This window comes from Fodinibius roseus (assembly GCF_900129315.1).
Classification (GTDB): Bacteria; Bacteroidota; Rhodothermia; order Balneolales; family Balneolaceae; genus Fodinibius; species Fodinibius roseus.
The window spans coordinates 138,247-156,108 of the sequence record NZ_FQUS01000008.1; the positions used below are offsets into that span (position 1 = coordinate 138,247).

Consider the following 17,862-nt stretch of genomic DNA (forward strand, 5'->3'; position numbering starts at 1 on the left):
AATTGACCGAAAATTCTTAAATCAGGCGTGAGGATATTATGAAGCTTGAACAATCAAAACATATCAGTAAAAAATATAAGCAGCTGGATGATAAGGATCTGGTTCGTTTTTACCGTCAAAACGGTGACGAACAGGCATTCAGTGAATTAATGAATCGTCATCAGACGAAGATCTATTCCTATATCTATAGTATGGTAGGAGGGGCCGGCAAGGCCGATGACATCTTTCAGGAGACCTTTACCAAGGTCATCACAAAGATGGATGACACCTACAACGAGCAGGGAAAATGGATCGCATGGGTGATGCGTATAGCCCATAATGCAACAATTGATTATTTAAGAAAACAAAAACGGTTTGTGGACGTTAGTTCTAACTACGACGAGGAATCAAACACTGATTTCTACGATCGTTTGCCTGATGAAGATCTTGTCAGCGCACAGGAACAGCTTGAGAAAGAAGAGGCTAAGAGCAGCTTGATGACTCATATAGCCGAGCTTCCTGAGGAACAACGTCAAGTGGTAATGCTGCGACATTATTACGAAATGCCGTTTAAGGAAATTGCCGAATTGACGAATGTTTCTATAAATACCGCGCTGGGACGTATGCGGTATGCGTTGATAAATCTTCGAAAACTTTTTGATAAAGAAAAAGAACAAGAAGAACAAAATTATGCGCAACGAGGATAATGATTGTATTCGGTACCTGATGAAGGAAATGGATCCTTCGGAAGAGCTGCTGATGGAGCGAGCGATGATGGAGGATGAAAATCTCCTTATCGAAGTCGAGAGTATGCGCCAGACGCTTGCTAAGCTGGATAAGCTTCCCGAAAAAAATCCTCCTCCGGAGCTTTCCAGCCGCATTGTAGAGCAGGCAGCGAAACATGCGGGACAAAAGAAAAAAGACGCTCAAAAGCCGTTCAAGCCGGTCTATAAATATGCTGTAGCGGCGACGCTGGCGCTTACGATAACGGCTGGTGGCACATGGTTTTTTGTAGACCGGGGGGGAGGGGCTGATAAAGAACGGTCAACAGCGTCCGTTCCCTCAACATCGCAGTCCGCTCAGCCTACAACCGGTAGTGCGGGAATTTCTTTGGACAACGCAGGAAATAATATGTTCAGTACCAATTCCGCAGAAGAGCAACAGACCGGAGATCAACGGGAAGTGGAACCCTGGGTTGACCGGGAGAATGTCCTCCGGTTCGAGGATCAGATGACCAACGGTGATTTTAACGCACTTATCGAACGTTCAACCCGGAAATTAAAATTGATTGAGAATTCCGTCATTAACAACCGGCCTGTGAAGTCCGTTCAACTGACGGGAACCGGAAATTAATAACAGAAGCCTTTGAAAAACCAGGAATATTGTTCAAGGTCAAGGCCAGTGGAAGGGTGGAATCGCAGCATATCGCCCTTATGTGAGATTTCAACCGGCCGATAACGCCGACATTGGCCAAAGGAACGGCTTTGCAAGGGGGCTACTAATTACCGGTTGCATTTCTAAGGGTACTATACGTCCTTTTCTATAGAACTATTGATGGGGACTTTGAAAACCCGGCATTTTGGCCAGTATTACGGCTTGAGCGAATTCAGAAACGCAGCATATGAGGAATATATGAGGATTCTGGACTCGCGAAAAAGTAGAGACGAGCCCAAAAGTATGGCGTTGCCAGGTCCTCTAACAGGTTGATGATAGAAAAGGAATGATTACCCACACCGAAGCCATTATATTCAGGACGGTAGATTACCAGGAGTCGAGCAAAATTGTGACCATGTTTACCCGTGAGCACGGTAAGATCGCCCTGATAGTTCGCAGCGCCAAGAAACCCAAGAGCAAATTTTCCGGACTCATCGAAGTGGGTAATCTACTCGATGTAGTCTATTACTATAAAGGCTCGCGTTCGGTACAGCTCCTCAGTGAGGCCAGTTATATTGAGAAGACGATGAACGTACGTACCGATTTTGAGAAGATGGCTACGATGACCTCAGCCGTCGAGCTCATCAGCCAGCTGGTGCATGAAAACGAGGTGAACAAACCGCTCTTCGATTTCACAAAGAAAATGCTGCTCTGGCTCGATGAGACGAGTATTCATCCCTCGCTTCTGTTTCCCTACCTCCAGATTCGCCTGGCCACCCTGGTCGGGATCGGCCTGCAGCTTGAAGACACATCCTCTTCGGAAAAAACGAACTATTTGAACCTCGAATCGGGTTTAGTATCTACAGAGAGCGTGTCGCCGCACGCGTACAAGCTTACGGAACATCAATACCAATTTATGGCGATTGCTCTCCAGTCGAAAAGTTCGGTACTGTTCGATATTCCGTTTCAGAACGGAGAGCTCAAAGCGCTGATAGAACACCTGGATCGCTATCTGAAATACCATGTGGAAGGATTAAAGGACCGTACGTCGGATGCTATCTTTGAACATATTTTGCAGGAGTCATTATGAAAACACGTGATCGTTATTTGTCGGGAATTTTATTGCTCCTCATAGGAATGGTGCTGGGCACGCTGTTTGCTATCTACCGGCAGGATTCCCCGGATGACCGGGCGGAGGTTCAGGCAACGGAGATCAAGTACAGCAGTCAGCCCATTTTTTCAAACGAGCAGCTGCAGCGGATGGACGACCGGTTTCTTTTTAAAAATATAGCGGAGCGGGTTAAGCCAACGGTGGTGTATATCGAAACGGAAGTGCCTCTCCGTCAACGGGAGATACCTGATGATGAGTTTCATGAGGAGGGAGAGCCGGATTTTTGGGGACAAATCTTCCCGCGCAGGGCCCGAACAGTCGGATCAGGTATTATCATCAGCAGCGACGGGTATATACTGACGAATAACCACGTTATCGATGGAGCGGTGGAAGACGGGATCGAAGTTACGTTGAATGACAAGCGCACCTTTGAGGCAAGAGTCGTGGGGACCGACCCGAGCACGGATTTGGCGGTCATGAAAATCGATGCCCTGGATTTGCCGGCCATCACGGTAGGCAATTCGAATGAGGTGGAGGTGGGTGAGTGGGTGCTGGCCATCGGCAATCCCTTCCGGTTGCGGTCCACGGTAACCGCAGGTATCGTCAGTGCGCTCAGTCGCGACATGCGGATTATTCAGGACCAGATGCGGATCGAAAGCTTTATCCAGACCGATGCCGCCATCAATAAGGGAAACAGCGGCGGGGCTTTGATAAATACAAGCGGCGAGCTTATCGGTGTGAATACCGCTATTGCTTCGATGAGTGGTAACTACCAGGGCTACGGCTTTGCGGCCCCCTCGAACCTGGCCATGAAAGTGGCCGAAGATATTATTGAACATGGAGAGGTACGCCGGGCGCTGCTGGGCGTCAGGATAAGCACGGTTGATGCGGCTACCGCAGAAGAATTGGGCATGGACAGCATCCGGGGGGTTCGGATACAGGATATTAGCCCCGGGGGGGCAGCTGAGAAATCCGGCTTGATGCGGAATGATGTGATCCTGAGCGTCGACGGCTCTTTGGTTAACGAATCCAATGAATTACAGCAGAAAATAGCCGTTTCAATTCCCGGTGAGGTCGTGGCTCTTACCATATGGCGCGAGGGAGAAGAGCTGGTCAAGCGGGTAGAACTCGGCATGCTGGAACGGGATCAGGTGGAATCCCCGACCCGGGAAAACTGAGTTACAGAAGGGTTTTACAATACCTCAATCCCATATACCCTTACCCTTAACACGTCCGTCCGGGGTATCCGTGCTGCGGTCAGACAGGCCGAGGCACTTATTGGATGACAAAATGAACTGTTTGAGGATTATTTAAAGCTTTTTCAAGGATAAATGGGTTATGGATGAAAGTATTCTTGCTCGGAATGATCCTGGGTACATTCACCGGCAGGGAACCTTTTGATCGCTTGACAGTATCTAAACTTTAGGTGATCTTAACGCCGGTTATTCAAGCTGTCTTAAGGCCCGGATTTCATTCCCGGAACCTGAACTGTGAAGCAGGTCGCGGCACCGGCTTGAAGGTTCAACTTTTCCGCATGTTCGGGAGGGAGCACCCGGGCCGGGGACTTGGACAACGGGCGATAATATCGTCCCATAGTTGGAAACCGGCTGTAATCTCAAAAAAATAAGATTTATGCATCGTACTGTTATAAGCATCGTTATTCTCACGGCAATAGTGCTGGTCGCTGCGGCCTGTTCCGGCACCTCGAATACCACTCGTCCCCCTGACACGCCCCAGAAAGAAACGGCACACAAAGACGACGCGCTGCCGGATTGGTTTGGCGAAGAATCAGTGATGTACGACAGCAGTGCCGTTCAGGCTTATGCGGGCGCCATCGGCCCTGATGCGGCTTCTGCGGAGGCCAAAGCAGCTGAACGTGCTACAACCCTGCTGAAACGGTCGATATCCGGCAGGCTTGAAGCCGTACGGGCGGAAGCCGTACAAGAGTTGGGCATGGAGGCCGGTTTGGCGAATGCCGATTTTTTGGTTGACCTCCGTAAGGCTGACGGCGCGGTGGATGAGACGGTAACAACACTGCAAACCGGTACGATGCCGGTGGAAGGGCAGAGCAGCATGCGGGGGCTGGCGGCGGTCGAGCTTTCGAAAGAAGAGCTTATAGAGCAGTTGAATAAGCGAATGTCCGCGCATGCGGAGACCTGGAATGCCATGAAACAGTCGGGGGCATTTCAGGAATTTTAGCTCGTACTGCGCATTTTTCAACCGACATTCCCGGAATGATTGTTACGAAGCTCATCAGTCGGTCTGCCTGTTTGATAACTTCCCGCCGCCGCAAGCATCCGAAGATCCCGGAAAGAAGTCTCTAAATACTATGCATCGTTCTCTCATCCCAATCCTTCGAAGGCGTAGTAATCCCGCGGTCCATGTTTTTTATATAAAAAGAGTTTTTGAAAACCCTGCCATTTCATACTGAACACCCCCGGCGGCAGTCGGGGCAGGCACAGTTTTTCCGTATCTGTTGCAATGGTGCCTTAGATGCTGGTAACGCTATTTCCTGCAGCAGATCCTGAGCACAATTCTGGATAGACGCCTGTGTTGGAAAGCCCCTTCCTTTAAAAAAAGAAACCCGCAAAATTGTGAAAATTTTGCGGGTTTTGGAGAATGAAAGCTGAGAATAGGGATATATGCTATATATCAGAGCTATTGCTAATATCCCGATGGCTCTTGCCTCGGGCTCAGTTATTATATTACATATTCTCAACAATTTTATCGCCGAATTCGGAGCATTTCAAGAGCGTAGCTCCTTCCATCAGGCGTTCGAAATCATAGGTTACCTGCTTCTGGCTGATGGAAGCCTCGATCCCTTTCTCTATGAGGTCTGCAGCTTCATTCCAGCCCATGTAGCGCAGCATGATCACCCCGGAAAGGATAAGCGATCCCGGATTTACCTTATCTTGCCCCGTATACTTGGGTGCAGTCCCGTGGGTCGCTTCAAAGACAGCCAGGCCGGTATTGTAGTTAATGTTGGCGCCCGGAGCGATGCCGATTCCGCCTACGCAGGCAGCAAGCGCATCCGAAATGTAGTCGCCGTTGAGATTCATCGTAGCGATGACATCATATTCGTCGGGACGGGTTAAAATCTGCTGCAGGAAGGCGTCCGCAATGACATCTTTGACAACCAGTCCGTTTGGAAGCTTGCACCAGGGTCCTTCGCCAATGACTTCCGCATCATATTCTTCGCGCGCCACTTCGTAGCCCCACTCCTTGAAGCTGCCTTCTGTAAACTTCATGATATTGCCTTTGTGGACCAGGGTTACGCTGTCGCGGCCGGTCTCGAGGGCATAGTCGATGGCAGAGCGGACGAGGCGCTTGGTCCCCTCAATGGAAATGGGCTTAATTCCGAGGGAAGTGGTATCGGGAAAGCGAATTTGATCGACTCCCAGTTCATTTATCAAAAAGTTTTTGAGTTTTTCGTTCTTCTCTGTGCCTGTCTGGTATTCGATGCCGGCATAGATATCTTCGGTATTTTCCCGGAAGATGACCATATCGGTTTTTTCGGGATGCTTTACGGGGCTGGGCGTGCCTTTGTAATACCTGACCGGGCGGACACAGGCAAAGAGATCCAGTTTCTGGCGGATAGCAACGTTCAGCGAACGAATCCCTCCGCCCACCGGAGTCGTCAAGGGTCCCTTGATGGCGATTTTATACTCTTCAATCGCCTTGAGCGTATCTTCAGGCAGCCAGTGATCGTCCCCGTAAAATTTGAGGGCTTTTTCACCGGCATAAATTTCAAACCATTCAATTTCTTTCTGTCCGTCGTACGCTTTTTCAACAGCGCTGTCCAGGACATGGCGCATCGTGGGGGTGATATCGATGCCGATACCATCTCCCTCAATAAAAGGGATAATAGGATTATCACCGACTTTGAGTGAACCGTCGGATTTTTTTTCAACTTTTGTGCCCGTTTCGGGAGCAGTAATTTTGTCGTAACTCATGTGTGTTCAGCAATATATTTGAATTTTATTTGCCTATAAGTATACCAAAAAAAAAGAGCAGGTGCACAGCCTGACCTGGATTATTCATGAATAATATGGAATGCTTCGTTATCCTATTATTTGTTAAAGCCTTAGCATCTAATTGGGTCTTTTTTTGTGAATAATCCAGCCTGAAAATAAAGAAAATGGAACTGCTGCATTTTCACAATTTTTCTGGTTATATTATTAGGGATTAATGGAAAACTTCTATGCCAACTTGAAAGGAGGCCCCCATGATTACGCCAATGTTCGGGCACCGTCCCAAGCCCAGGAAATTTAATTATCAATTTCGCCATCATGATCCTGAAAAGGAGAAAAGCCGAAGAGAGCGATTAAGGATTGAACGCAAGCACAAGAAATATCACCAGGGACGTTCGGTTATGCTGTATGCCCTGGGGTTATCGCTGGTACTCTATATTATGTATCTGCTATAACGGACCTTACTGTGTAGATTCATAAGACCCTTATTTATATATAATATTCCCCGCCGGGATCAGCGATCCTTCCGCTGTATTGATAACAAATGCCAAACCTGAAACTCAGCGCGTACATTGACCCAGGAAACGGATTCTCAACATTCCATTATACATCCACTGCCTCCCGAAATTTCCAATAAAATTGCTGCCGGCGAAGTTATCCAGCGTCCCAGCTCGGTGGTGAAAGAACTGCTGGATAATGCTATTGATGCCGGGGCCGACCAACTGAAGATTGTCATTCAAAATGCGGGTCGGACGCTCATCCAGGTGGTGGACAACGGCTGTGGGATGGGGAAGGAAGACCTGAGACTCTGCTTTGAGCAGCATGCCACTTCCAAGATACAGGATGTGGATGACCTCTTTCGCGTGCGTACCCTCGGGTTCCGCGGCGAAGCCATGGCGTCCATCGCATCCGTAGCGCAGGTGACCCTCAAGACCAAGCGTCCCGGTGATGATATCGGATACAAATACGAAATCTGGGGCGGCGAGGAAAAGTCTTTTGAACCGGCGGCAGTCGATGACGGAACCTCGGTAGCCATACGCAACCTCTTCTATAACGTGCGGGCCCGCCGGCAGTTTTTAAAGACGGATGCCACTGAATTCCGGCATATTCTCAGAACGGTTCAGCAGGCGGCCCTGGCAAACCCGGAGCTGGGGTTTGAACTTGTTGCGGATACGGATACGATTTACGACCTGCCGAAAGAGCAGCCGCTGAAAGAGCGCATTGCCGAGATGTTCGGCAAAAGCTATAAGGCCAGTCTTATTCAATTTGAGGAAGAGACAAGCTACCTGACGGTCCGCGGGGTCCTGGCAGACCCGAAGCTGACGAAAAAAAGTCGCGGGGAACAGTTTCTTTTTGTGAATGGCCGCCCGTTTCAGCACCGGTACCTGACGCATGTGATTTTGAAGATCTATGACCGGTGGACCGGAGAGAAGGAGTATCCGTTCTATGCTATCTTCCTGAGCGTTGATCCCGCCCAGGTGGATGTCAATGTACACCCGGCCAAAGAGGAGGTCAAGTTTGAAGATGAACGCAGCGTGATCAAGCTGACAAAGTCGGTGGTAAAAAAAGCACTGAATGAGCAGTTCCTGGTCCCGGAGGTGCCGGAACACAGCGACTATTCGCCGCAAAGTCGCTCTTCGGGAGGGTTCGCTTCTGATATTAATTTCGGGGGACCCACCCAGAAGCGGAGCCGGGAAAGCGGACCGATGAAATTTCCCTCGCGGATCAATTCCGACCGGTCGAAACCACCACAACAAAATAAAGACTTTTCACAGCAGCTGTATGATTTTGGAGAACAAGCCGATACCTCCTCTAAGAAGAGACAGCAGGAGGAACGCAGTCAGCAGCCCGACCGCATGCGCGAACGAGGGTTCTGGCAGCTGCATGACCGGTATATCCTGACTCAGACGCGGTCGGGACTCTGTATGATTGACCAGCACGCGGCCCACAAGCGTATCGTCTATGAGAAGGCATTGAGCGCTACCGAGGAGGCGATTCCCAGCACCCAGCAGCTCCTTTTTTCTCAGAATATCGAGTTCTCCGCCTCAGAATTTTCGCTCCTCGAAGAGCTGCACCCTATACTACAGCGTATGGGATTTAATGTTCAGCTGCTGAGCGGCAATACGGCCATGATAAGTGGCGTGCCGGCCGATATCGATATAGGAGATGAACAATCCGTGTTGAAGTCTATGTTGCAGCAGTATCGCGAACTGGGAGGCAAAGTAGAGCTGGATGAGCGCAAGAAGCTGGCGATCGCCTTTGCTTCAAAGACGGCTATTCCAAAAGGAAAAAAACTGACGGATATGGAGATGGAGAACTTGCTGGACCAGCTTTTTGCCTGTGACGAGCCGTATAAAGATCCGTTGGAGAAACCGACGCTCGAGTATATTCCGTTAGAAGAGATCGAATCCCGTTTCCGGTGAAGAGAGGGATGGTTAGCCCGTTAAATGAATGAGGCATAGGATTATTGTTTGAATCACTTATCTTATCGCTTTGTTCATTCAGGCTGCCCGGGAAACAGCGTGTGTTCCCGAATGAGCCGGAAAAAAACACCATCGGGGTACTTAAAAAAACTATAAGTCAACAATTTTCATGAACATTTTAGCGGTTGAACCTTTTTACAGCGGTTCTCATAAAGCCTTTTTGAAAGGACTCCGGGAGCATTCGCGTCACGAGGTGATTCCTGTAAACCTGAGTTACAAGGGAAGGAAGTGGCGCATGCACGGGAATTCGGTTGTGCTGGCGGGGATGGCCCGGGAAGTGAAAGTGAATATCGATCTGCTGCTGGTAAGCAGTATGACGGACCTGCCTTCTTTTTTGTCGCTGACGAATCCCCGGTTTTCGGAGGTGCCCAAGGTGATGTACATGCATGAAAACCAGTTCACCCAGCCGATGCCGGAGGGAGAGGAGCGGGACCAGACGTACTGTTACCTGAATTATTTGAGTATGCTTTCGGCCGACCGGCTGATCTTCTCGTCGCGGTTCCACCGGAATGACTTTCTGCAGGCATTGCCTGAATTTTTGGAGCAGTATCCCGACGACAAGCACTATTACCCGGTCGACAAAATTGCCGACAAAAGCATCGTCATGTATCCCGGTCTCGATTTAAAGCGTTTTGATGCCCAGCCCGACCAGCGGGAGTCGAATGAGCACCCGGTCATTGTCTGGAATCAGCGCTGGCAGTTCGATCGCAACCCGGCCATGTTTTTCCGGGTGCTCAACCGCCTGAATGATATCGATCTTACGTTCGACTTAATCCTTGCAGGGGATACCCAGCATGAAAAACCCGAAGAATTTGAAAAGGCATGGGAACGGTACGGGCGACATATTACCCATTTCGGCTATGTGGAAAACAAGGAAAGCTACAGCCGGCTGCTCCATAAAGGGGATATCGTGGTATCCACGGCGACGTACGAGTTTTTCTGTGTAGCCATCATGGAGGCCATTTATTGTGGCTGTCACCCGCTGCTGCCCAACCGCCTGCATTACCCGGAGCTGATTCCGAAAAGCCTGCACCGGCCGCTGCTGCATGCGCCCGTCCTCTATGATACCGAAGACGACCTGTTTCATTATCTCAAGGACCTGCTTACCCAAGAGACGGATCCGCTGCCAAAAGCCTCGCTGCAGAATATTAACCGGCATTTGGACTGGTCGCACCGTATTGATGAGTACGATGCCGTCTTTGAAGAGTGCAGCCGGATGAGGATCTCTTCGGCGTTGTCATAGGAGACCTCTGAGAATGAGTCGAAATGTGTCCCCTTACCTTCAATTATTGTCACTGCTCACTTGCCGGCGCATTCGCGTATCGTAGCCGGTGAAAATGCCTTAGCAGTCAACCTGAAACCCAAAAATCCTCACTGCGCCGACCGGGCCTCTCAGACAGTTGGGATGGATACATGATCTTCAATGGATAAGACCGTTTGTTTGCTTATATTTCCATACATTTAAAACGGTAAACAAATCAGCTGGCACTTCATGAATTACAGATCTTTTGAAGAAGCGTCCATAGCGGAAGTCGGACTCGGTACCTGGCAATTGGGAAGCAGTGAATGGGGCGAAGTGAGTGAGGAAGAGGCGCTGTCCATACTGCAGGCGTATGTCGACCGGGACGGGAATTTTATTGATACCGCCGACATTTACGGGATGGGGATCAGTGAGCGGACCATCGGAGCCTTTTTGAAACAGGTGGATATGGATACCGACCGCGAGATATACGTGGCGACCAAGCTCGGACGCCGCCAGGACGACGGCTATGGCTGGCCCCAGAATTTTACGTACGAGGTGATGCGAGAGCATGTCGTGAGCTCACTTGAAAACCTGGGCCTGTCACAGCTGTTTTTGGATCAGTTTCACTGTATCCCAAAGGAAGAGCTCGAAAAGGGAGCCGTCTTCGATCACTTTCGAAAAATACAGGAAGAGGGACTGATTAAACACTGGGGAGCCAGTGTCGAGACGACGGAAGAGGCGCTTATATGCCTGGAGCAGGAAGGCCTCAGCTCGCTTCAGATCATTTTCAACTTGTTTCGGCAGCACCTGGCCGATAAATTTTTTGAGAAAGCGGCCGAGCGGGACGTCTCCCTCATTGTGCGGGTCCCCCTCGCCAGCGGTATGCTCACCGGCAAGTTCGATGAAAATACGACGTTCGCGGAGGACGATCACCGGAATTTTAATGCGGACGGGGAAGCATTTAATGTGGGCGAGACCTTTTCCGGCATCCCGTTCGACAGGGGACTACAACTCGTTGATAAGATTGAGAGACTTATGCCCGGGGGATCGATGCCGCAGCTGGCGCTGCGCTGGATTTTGGATCACCCGCAGGTCACGACCGTCATCCCCGGCGCCACCAAAAAAGTGCATGTAGAGAGCAATACGGGAGCCTCCTCGCTCCAGCCGCTGGGAACGGAAACGCACCGGAGGCTACGAGAATTATACGACGAGGAAATACGGCCTCATATCCGGGGACGATATTAGTTGATGATTATTTGTGTACTGGTTATGAGTTGAATATTGCTGCTAACTACATTCGGGTAATAATTAGAAAGGCCCCCCAATGACCAATAACAATTAACTTATAACAAAAAAATCACCGCCCGTAGGCGATCACTTTCAGGGGATCGGTCTTGGAGGCGATGCGGGCCGGCAGGTAGGAGGAGAGGGAACACAGAAATAACGTGACGACCGTTACGAGAAGAAAATCGAGTCCGTGAGGCTCCGTGGGCGCGTACGCCATGTAATAGTTTTCTTCGGACAGCGGGATGATATGGTAGGTCGTTTGCAGCCAGGTAAAGAGCAGCGAGATCGCAATCCCGATAATAAGTCCCACTACCGCCACAAACAGTCCCTCGAGCAGAAAGACCCACCGGATGCTTTTGTCGCTGGCTCCCATTGTTTTCAGGATGCCGATATCACGCGTGCGCTCCAGGACCATCATCAGCACGGTGCCTATGAGATTGAAAGCCGCGACAATAATCATGACGCTTATCACAAAGGGGATGGTTTCTTCCTGCAGGTCGACCCAGGCAAAGATGCTGCTGTACTTTTCGTAGATACTCTGGGTAAAATACGGGAAACCCAAGTCACTGCTCAGCTGTTCTTTCAGTGGTTGGATATCGGCGGGGTTGCCGAGCTTGATCTCCATGACCGAGGCCTGGTCGCCGGGCACCTGAAGCAGCTGTTGGGCGTGGGGGCGTGCAACCAGGGCAAAGATATCATCGAACTGGCCGATGCCGGTTTGATAGATGCCGCTCAGCCGGAACTGCTTGATTTCGGGCGAACTGAGGGGAGAGGGATGTCCCTCTACCGTATAGGCGGTAAGCACCGAATTGATATCCGCATTGAGCGACTGGGCCAGTTTTGATCCCACCACCATGCCCGGCATGCCGGTGCTGTCTTCTCCCAAAAAATAGCGTCCCCGGTCGATATACTGGCGAATGTCGGTCACATCCCCTTCCTCGTCGACCCCTTTCACAAGGATGCCCGTAACCTCCCCGGAAGACTGCACCATCGCCTGTCCCTCTACCACCGCCTGGGCTTGCCGAATGGCCGGATAATCGGCGAGATCAGCAAGCAGCGTATCTGCGCGCAGGATCGGCCGGTCACTAAAGGTAGTGACGGTCACATGGGGCGCAAACCCCAGTACCTTGTTGTCGATGGCAGACTTGAAGCCATGCACGATCGACAGGGCGATAAGCAGTCCCGCCGAACCGACGGCGACCCCGGTAATCGCCATCGCTTTGATAAAACTCAGGAACCGCGAGTCTTGCCGCTTGCCTTTAAAATACCGAAGCGCCAGATACCATTCGAACTTCATTGCGGCGTGATTATGTATTAACAGTTAGTTATTCCTGCTTATTTTTTTATAGGGTTGCCGCCCATCAACCAGTAACAAATAACCAACAACTATTTCTCCGGTTTCATCTGGGGAAAAAACAGGACGTCCCGAATGGAGTCGGAATTCGTCATAATCATCGCCAGCCGGTCGATGCCGATACCCAGTCCCGCCGAGGGAGGCATCCCGTATTCGAGGGCCTGCAGGAAATCCTCATCCAGGGCCATGGCTTCCTCGTCCCCATCGGCACGCAGGCGCGCCTGCTCCTCAAAACGTTCCCGCTGGTCAACCGGGTCATTCAGTTCGGAGAACGCATTGGCAATTTCCTTCCCGTTGCAGATACACTCGAAACGCTCGACCAATCCCTCTTTTTCGCGATGTTTTTTGGCGAGGGGACTCATTTCAATGGGGTAGTCGGTAATGAAGGTCGGCTGGATGAGTTTCGGTTCCACATGTTCGCCGAAAATTTCATCAATGATCTTTCCTTTTCCAAAGCTTTCCTCGAGCTCGATATTCAGATCACCGGCAGCTTTCTTCAATGCTTCGAGATCCTTCCCGTACAGGTCTTTGCCGGTTTCCTTTTCAATCGCTTCGAACATGGGAATCCGTGGCCAGGGGCGTTGAAAGTCTATTTCATGGTCGCCTGCCGTTACCTTGGTGGAGCCATGAAGTGCTTTGGCGACGTGTTCCACCATCGCTTCCACAAAATCCATCATCCAGTTGTAGTCCTTGTATGCAACATACAGCTCAACCTGGGTAAACTCCGGGTTATGAAAACGGGAAAGTCCCTCGTTCCGGAAATCCTTTGAGAATTCATACACACCGTCGTAACCGCCGACGATCAATCGCTTGAGATACAGCTCGTTGGCAATGCGCAGGTACAGTTTCATGTCGAGAGCATTGTGGTGCGTCACAAACGGTTCCGCCGATGCGCCGCCGTAGATAGGCTGCAGGATGGGCGTTTCAACTTCCATATAGCCCTTGTCGTTCATAAAGTTGCGCATCGCCTGAACCATTTCGGTTCGCTGCTGAAAGACTTCACGCACTTCGGGATTAACGATCAGATCGAGGTAGCGCTGGCGATAGCGCTGTTCCTTATTGGTAAAGGCGTCATACACTTTGGTCTCTCCATCCTCCGTTTCGACCTCCTTGGGAACCGGAATGGGACGGAGCGTTTTGCTGAGCAACTGGAATTCTTCGGCATAGACGGTGGTTTCGCCGGTACCGGTTTTGAATACATATCCTTTGACACCCACAATATCCCCGATATCGGAGAGCTTTTTGAAGATGGTATTGTAGTTTTCTTCTCCCACATCATTGCGCCTGATGTACACCTGAATTTCCCCCGTGGAATCCTGGAGATTAAAAAATGTGGATTTGCCCATGATACGGCGCGTCATAATACGTCCCGCCACCGAAACGCGCTCAACCTCGCCGGGATCCTGCTCGTCCTGTTTTATCAGTTCAGGATGCTCCAGGATGTACTGGCTCTTATGGGTGACGTCGAATTCGTAGGGATAGGGATTAGCATCCAACTCCCGAAGTTCCTGTAATTTTTCGAGACGAATTTCGTGTTGTTCACTTACTGAAGACTCAGTGTTGCTCATGGAAAAAGGGCTAAACTTTGTTCTGTGTATTATTGATTATATGATTTTAAGTTGCTAAAAATAGGGAATTAGCCAGAGAGTTGTGAGTTTTTTCTATATCCCAATTGTCACCGGAAAATTTATTCCTGTGCCGGGGTAAGGCAACCGGGGTCAACGTTCGCTGTTATTCATAGAGGGCTTTGCAAAACCGGTCTTTTCCCCAATGTCGGCGTTATCGGTCGGTTGAAATCCTCACATATGGGCAATACGCTGCGATTCCAACCTCCCTCTGGCCTTGACCTTGAACAAAATTTCTGGTTTTTCAAAGGCCTCTCATATCCTGCTTATTTTGCGTATGGAGATGCTATGGGGGCCATGCTACAGGCCAATGCCCTGTAAGAATATCAGGCAAAAAGTTGTGAGAGATGGGAGAAAGCGACCTGAATTTTATCTCATCGAATAAAGGCAATAATTTTGTAGTTTTGAAAACACAGAGGCCACAAATTTTGCAAAGTTTCCAATAATTAGCTGTATTGGTGGAATTAAAAAAGAAAAGCTTTTTGAGTTCAGACCACCTTCATATGAACGATATTCTTACAGATTTAGCCGATTCCCTGCCGTTTAAGAGTATCTTTGCCCTGCAAGAGATTGAGCGGCTTACGCCGGCGTTGTTGGACCAGCTGGGTGAGCAGGAACGGCGGGAACTGGAGTCATTTCAACACGAAAAGCGCAGGCGGGAGTACGCTTCATCCCGGAGGCTGCTCAGGCAGTTGGCCGGGGAGTGGGGGGTGACAGGCGAAGGATTTTTAGTCTGTAAAAATGAATTGGGCAACCCTTTTGCGGAAACATCTTCAACCCGGTTCGAAGTAAGCATCGCCCATACCGACCGGGTGGTATTCGGGGGACTCAGTTCGAGCGAGCCTATCGGTATTGATGTGGAACCGCTGAACCGGAAGGTTTCGGACCGGGTACGCTCACGGATGATGCACCCTGTCGAACGGCAAAACGGGCTGGATATTCCGACCATCCGCCTGTGGACGGTCAAGGAGGCGTATATCAAGCTTCGGGGACAAGGGTTGCGGTTAAATATGAACGAGGTATGCGTGCAGCGGAAGGGAGAGGATTTTGTCGTCGCCCCGGATCGTGACAAAACGGCCAAAATTTGTAGTTTTGCATACCGGGGACACTGGCTGGCCGTAGCATTTTATCTGTAACTATTATAGACATCTCCTGTGAATACCATCTCTTACATCCTGCGGGAAACGGAAAGGGAAAAATTGAAAGCCCGGAAGCTTTATCGGAGGCCACGAGCCAAGATCTCCGGCTGTGCTTTGCGGGGGAAGGATTCAACAAAGATAATATAGCATGAACATATCTGATATCGAAATAACTGTTATTGGCCTGGGGGCGCTGGGGACTGCATTGACGGAGGCCTTTGCGAGTCATAACATCAAGATTAAGAGCGTATTTAACCGCAATGAACAGCGGGCCGGGACCGTTGCCGTAACGCAAAAAGTAGCGACCGCCTCCTCGTTTCCGTCCGAATTGGACCAGCTGGGGGAGGTGGTATTCCTGACGGTGACGGATGCGGCGATTGCGGGCGTTGCGGCCCGGCTGTCCGCACTCGGCGGCGATTTATCGGGCAAAACGTTTGTCCACTGCTCGGGAAATGAATCCGCTGCTCTGTTGGACCCTCTAAAGGAGAAAGGAGCCCGGACTACCTCTATGCATCCCCTGCAAACCTTTAATGCCCGTTCGGGCGCCTCGGATTTTAAGGACATCTATTTCAGCCTGCAGGGGGATGCTGCGGTCTTCCCCCTGCTCGAGCGCATGGCTCATCTGCTGGGAGCCGAAACGCTGTCCGTTACGGAGGAACAGAAATCCCACCTGCATGTTGCGGCCGTGTTAGCTTCCAACTACCTGATAACCCTGCTGGATGCCGCAACCGATACCGGCGGACTGAGCGGACTCGATAAGAAGCAGGTCCGCGAGGCCCTTTACCCGCTGATCGGCACAACATTGAAGAACGTTCAGTCCACCTCCTTCAAGGAAGCCATCAGCGGACCGATTGTCCGCGGTGACGTGGAAACGGTCACCCGACATCTCCAGCTGTTGCGTAATCAACAGGGGCTGCTGGGGTTGTACACCGTTCTGGGGCAACAGACTGCGGACAGGGCAGAAGAGGCGGGCAGGCTGGACCGGGCGTCTGCAGATGAGCTTCGCAGTCATTTTACGGAGACAGAGGGGAGGGATGACGGCTGACCTTACTTCACCTTTATTTCCGCAAAAACCGGGAGATGATCCGAGGGGTAATAGCCATTCCGGAAAGAAGTAATGGTAGCGTGCTTTAGGACTTCAACCGCGTTATTGGTAAAGACGTAATCGATGCGCCGTCCCCGTGAGGGAATCTGCACCTCAAATCCCCCGCCGGTAAATGCCGGTCCCACATGCGGGAGATCGGAGGTATGGATGGCATCCGTCATGAAAGAGGACGTCAGTACTTGATAGGGCTTGCTGTCATCGACGATATTGAAATCCCCCATCAGCACGACGGGACGATCACCCGCTGTTTTTTTGATGGTATCGAGGATGATTCGGGCGCTTTCGGTGCGGGCCGTTTCCCCCACGTGATCAAAATGCGTGTTAAAAACGAAAATACGGTCCCCGCTCGATTTAACCTCAAATTCTCCCCACGTCAGGACCCGGGGCAGGGCGGCATCCCAGTCTTTGCTGGGCTGGCCAGGTGTTTTGGAAAGCCAGATTGTACTGTCGCTACCCGCAACCAGTTCCACCTTCCGGGAGTCATAGAAAAGAGCGGAAAACTCACCGCCTTTTTTGCCGTCTTTCCGTCCTTTGCCGATCCACCGGTAGTCGGTGAGCGCACGGTCAATATCCTCAAGCTGGTGGAAGAGCACTTCCTGGGTTCCCAGGAAGGCTGGTTCGTACAATTGCATGAGATTCGTTACGCGCTCCTTGCGGTTGTCCCACGTATTGGGAGCATCATCGGGGTTGTCATACCGGATGTTGTAGGTCATCACGCCCAGCGGCTCCTGCTGCGCCTGGGCCCGCAGCTGGGGGGTGATGACTGCAACCACTATTACGGAGGACAAAAGAAGAAGGATGGGAAATAACGTTTTCATAGGAGTGAATCAGTATATTGATAATTGTGTTTTTATTTTCTGTTCAGCCAGGATTTCTCACCGGTAAAGTGGTCTGGAACCATGGCACCTCACACAAGTATGCGAGAGGGTACCGTTAAGTGAGCGTATTGGGATTCAACGTGCCTACAGGAGCATTTCGCTGATGTCACAGCAATCGTAATGTTCGTTGTTATTCTAAAGAATCGCAACTCGGAGTTATTAACAATTTATTATCATTATTTCACAGAATCATTAGGAGAGGCCTTTGAAAAATCAGGGGTTATGCAAAGGCCTCTGGGATTCTCCGAAATAGAAACATCAACCATCTATAGCTGAGTGATTGTTACAGAAAAACTTGCATGCCGTTATGTAA

Annotated in this window: 15 protein-coding genes; 11 read left to right on the plus strand and 4 right to left on the minus strand. The window is 50.5% G+C overall.

Annotated elements, in window-relative coordinates; translation table 11 throughout:
• The first annotated feature begins 38 nt into the window (after positions 1-38).
• The 5 genes from BUB16_RS09345 (at position 39) to BUB16_RS09365 (ending at position 4,663) form a co-directional block, all read left to right on the plus strand.
• Positions 39-686, plus strand: coding sequence for an RNA polymerase sigma factor (locus BUB16_RS09345; RefSeq protein WP_073062768.1), 648 nt, complete (start codon positions 39-41; stop codon positions 684-686).
• Positions 670-1,332 (plus strand): hypothetical protein, encoded by a 663-nt coding sequence (locus tag BUB16_RS09350; protein WP_073062771.1) that lies wholly within the window; start codon positions 670-672, stop codon positions 1,330-1,332. The genes BUB16_RS09345 and BUB16_RS09350 overlap by 17 nt, the downstream gene beginning before the upstream one ends.
• Before the next feature lie 367 nt (positions 1,333-1,699).
• A complete protein-coding gene (gene recO, locus BUB16_RS09355) occupies positions 1,700-2,443 on the plus strand; it encodes a DNA repair protein RecO (RefSeq protein ID WP_073062774.1) in 744 nt (247 codons plus the stop codon).
• On the plus strand, positions 2,440-3,642 hold the full coding sequence (locus BUB16_RS09360; protein WP_073062776.1) for a S1C family serine protease: 1,203 nt from the start codon (positions 2,440-2,442) through the stop codon (positions 3,640-3,642). Before recO ends, BUB16_RS09360 begins: the two co-directional genes overlap by 4 nt.
• Positions 3,643-4,096: 454 nt before the next feature.
• Positions 4,097-4,663, plus strand: coding sequence for a hypothetical protein (locus BUB16_RS09365; RefSeq protein WP_073062779.1), 567 nt, complete (start codon positions 4,097-4,099; stop codon positions 4,661-4,663).
• 506 nt (positions 4,664-5,169) lie between these two features.
• On the opposite strand, the gene icd is transcribed toward BUB16_RS09365, so the two are convergent.
• Complete coding sequence (icd, locus tag BUB16_RS09370) at positions 5,170-6,417, minus strand: NADP-dependent isocitrate dehydrogenase (protein ID WP_073062782.1); 1,248 nt, start codon at positions 6,415-6,417, stop codon at positions 5,170-5,172.
• 272 nt (positions 6,418-6,689) lie between these two features.
• Between icd and BUB16_RS09375 the strand changes: the two genes are divergently transcribed.
• From BUB16_RS09375 to BUB16_RS09390, 4 genes are all read left to right on the plus strand, one after another.
• Complete coding sequence (locus BUB16_RS09375; RefSeq protein WP_073062785.1) at positions 6,690-6,890, plus strand: hypothetical protein; 201 nt, start codon at positions 6,690-6,692, stop codon at positions 6,888-6,890.
• Positions 6,891-7,007: 117 nt separating this feature from the next.
• Positions 7,008-8,858: a DNA mismatch repair endonuclease MutL gene (gene mutL, locus BUB16_RS09380; RefSeq protein WP_073062789.1), complete on the plus strand. Its 1,851-nt coding sequence runs from the start codon at positions 7,008-7,010 to the stop codon at positions 8,856-8,858.
• A gap of 169 nt (positions 8,859-9,027) precedes the next feature.
• Positions 9,028-10,161 (plus strand): tRNA-queuosine alpha-mannosyltransferase domain-containing protein, encoded by a 1,134-nt coding sequence (locus BUB16_RS09385; RefSeq protein WP_073062792.1) that lies wholly within the window; start codon positions 9,028-9,030, stop codon positions 10,159-10,161.
• Between the two features lie 249 nt (positions 10,162-10,410).
• Positions 10,411-11,406 carry an aldo/keto reductase gene (locus tag BUB16_RS09390; RefSeq protein WP_073062796.1) on the plus strand — a complete coding sequence of 332 codons (996 nt, stop codon included), beginning with the start codon at positions 10,411-10,413 and terminating at the stop codon, positions 11,404-11,406.
• Between the two features lie 112 nt (positions 11,407-11,518).
• Here the strand turns inward: BUB16_RS09390 and BUB16_RS09395 are convergent, their stop codons facing one another.
• Both BUB16_RS09395 and lysS read right to left on the minus strand, forming a co-directional pair.
• Positions 11,519-12,745: an ABC transporter permease gene (locus BUB16_RS09395; protein ID WP_073062820.1), complete on the minus strand. Its 1,227-nt coding sequence runs from the start codon at positions 12,743-12,745 to the stop codon at positions 11,519-11,521.
• 89 nt (positions 12,746-12,834) lie between these two features.
• A complete protein-coding gene (gene lysS, locus BUB16_RS09400; RefSeq protein WP_073062823.1) occupies positions 12,835-14,370 on the minus strand; it encodes a lysine--tRNA ligase in 1,536 nt (511 codons plus the stop codon).
• A gap of 539 nt (positions 14,371-14,909) precedes the next feature.
• Between lysS and BUB16_RS09405 the strand changes: the two genes are divergently transcribed.
• Together BUB16_RS09405 and BUB16_RS09410 are read left to right on the plus strand one after the other, a co-directional pair.
• On the plus strand, positions 14,910-15,563 hold the full coding sequence (locus BUB16_RS09405; RefSeq protein WP_139240253.1) for a 4'-phosphopantetheinyl transferase family protein: 654 nt from the start codon (positions 14,910-14,912) through the stop codon (positions 15,561-15,563).
• A gap of 151 nt (positions 15,564-15,714) precedes the next feature.
• Entirely contained in the window at positions 15,715-16,611 is an 897-nt protein-coding gene (locus BUB16_RS09410; protein ID WP_073062830.1) for a Rossmann-like and DUF2520 domain-containing protein, read from the plus strand.
• 2 nt (positions 16,612-16,613) lie between these two features.
• Here BUB16_RS09410 and BUB16_RS09415 read toward each other — a convergent pair whose 3' ends face one another.
• Positions 16,614-17,489 (minus strand): endonuclease/exonuclease/phosphatase family protein, encoded by an 876-nt coding sequence (locus BUB16_RS09415; RefSeq protein WP_073062832.1) that lies wholly within the window; start codon positions 17,487-17,489, stop codon positions 16,614-16,616.
• Positions 17,490-17,862: the final 373 nt, after the last annotated feature.

Excerpts from the sequence above, each read along its gene's own strand:
- BUB16_RS09410 (WP_073062830.1), top strand. The coding sequence starts at position 15,715 with ATGAACATATCTGATATCGAAATAACTGTTATTGGCCTGGGGGCGCTG.
- BUB16_RS09390 (WP_073062796.1), top strand. The coding sequence starts at position 10,411 with ATGAATTACAGATCTTTTGAAGAAGCGTCCATAGCGGAAGTCGGACTC.
- BUB16_RS09365 (WP_073062779.1), top strand. The coding sequence starts at position 4,097 with ATGCATCGTACTGTTATAAGCATCGTTATTCTCACGGCAATAGTGCTG.
- recO (WP_073062774.1), top strand. The coding sequence starts at position 1,700 with ATGATTACCCACACCGAAGCCATTATATTCAGGACGGTAGATTACCAG.
- BUB16_RS09395 (WP_073062820.1), bottom strand. The coding sequence starts at position 12,745 with ATGAAGTTCGAATGGTATCTGGCGCTTCGGTATTTTAAAGGCAAGCGG.
- BUB16_RS09350 (WP_073062771.1), top strand. The coding sequence starts at position 670 with ATGCGCAACGAGGATAATGATTGTATTCGGTACCTGATGAAGGAAATG.
- BUB16_RS09360 (WP_073062776.1), top strand. The coding sequence starts at position 2,440 with ATGAAAACACGTGATCGTTATTTGTCGGGAATTTTATTGCTCCTCATA.
- BUB16_RS09385 (WP_073062792.1), top strand. The coding sequence starts at position 9,028 with ATGAACATTTTAGCGGTTGAACCTTTTTACAGCGGTTCTCATAAAGCC.
- BUB16_RS09345 (WP_073062768.1), top strand. The coding sequence starts at position 39 with ATGAAGCTTGAACAATCAAAACATATCAGTAAAAAATATAAGCAGCTG.
- lysS (WP_073062823.1), bottom strand. The coding sequence starts at position 14,370 with ATGAGCAACACTGAGTCTTCAGTAAGTGAACAACACGAAATTCGTCTC.
- icd (WP_073062782.1), bottom strand. The coding sequence starts at position 6,417 with ATGAGTTACGACAAAATTACTGCTCCCGAAACGGGCACAAAAGTTGAA.
- BUB16_RS09415 (WP_073062832.1), bottom strand. The coding sequence starts at position 17,489 with ATGAAAACGTTATTTCCCATCCTTCTTCTTTTGTCCTCCGTAATAGTG.
- BUB16_RS09375 (WP_073062785.1), top strand. The coding sequence starts at position 6,690 with ATGATTACGCCAATGTTCGGGCACCGTCCCAAGCCCAGGAAATTTAAT.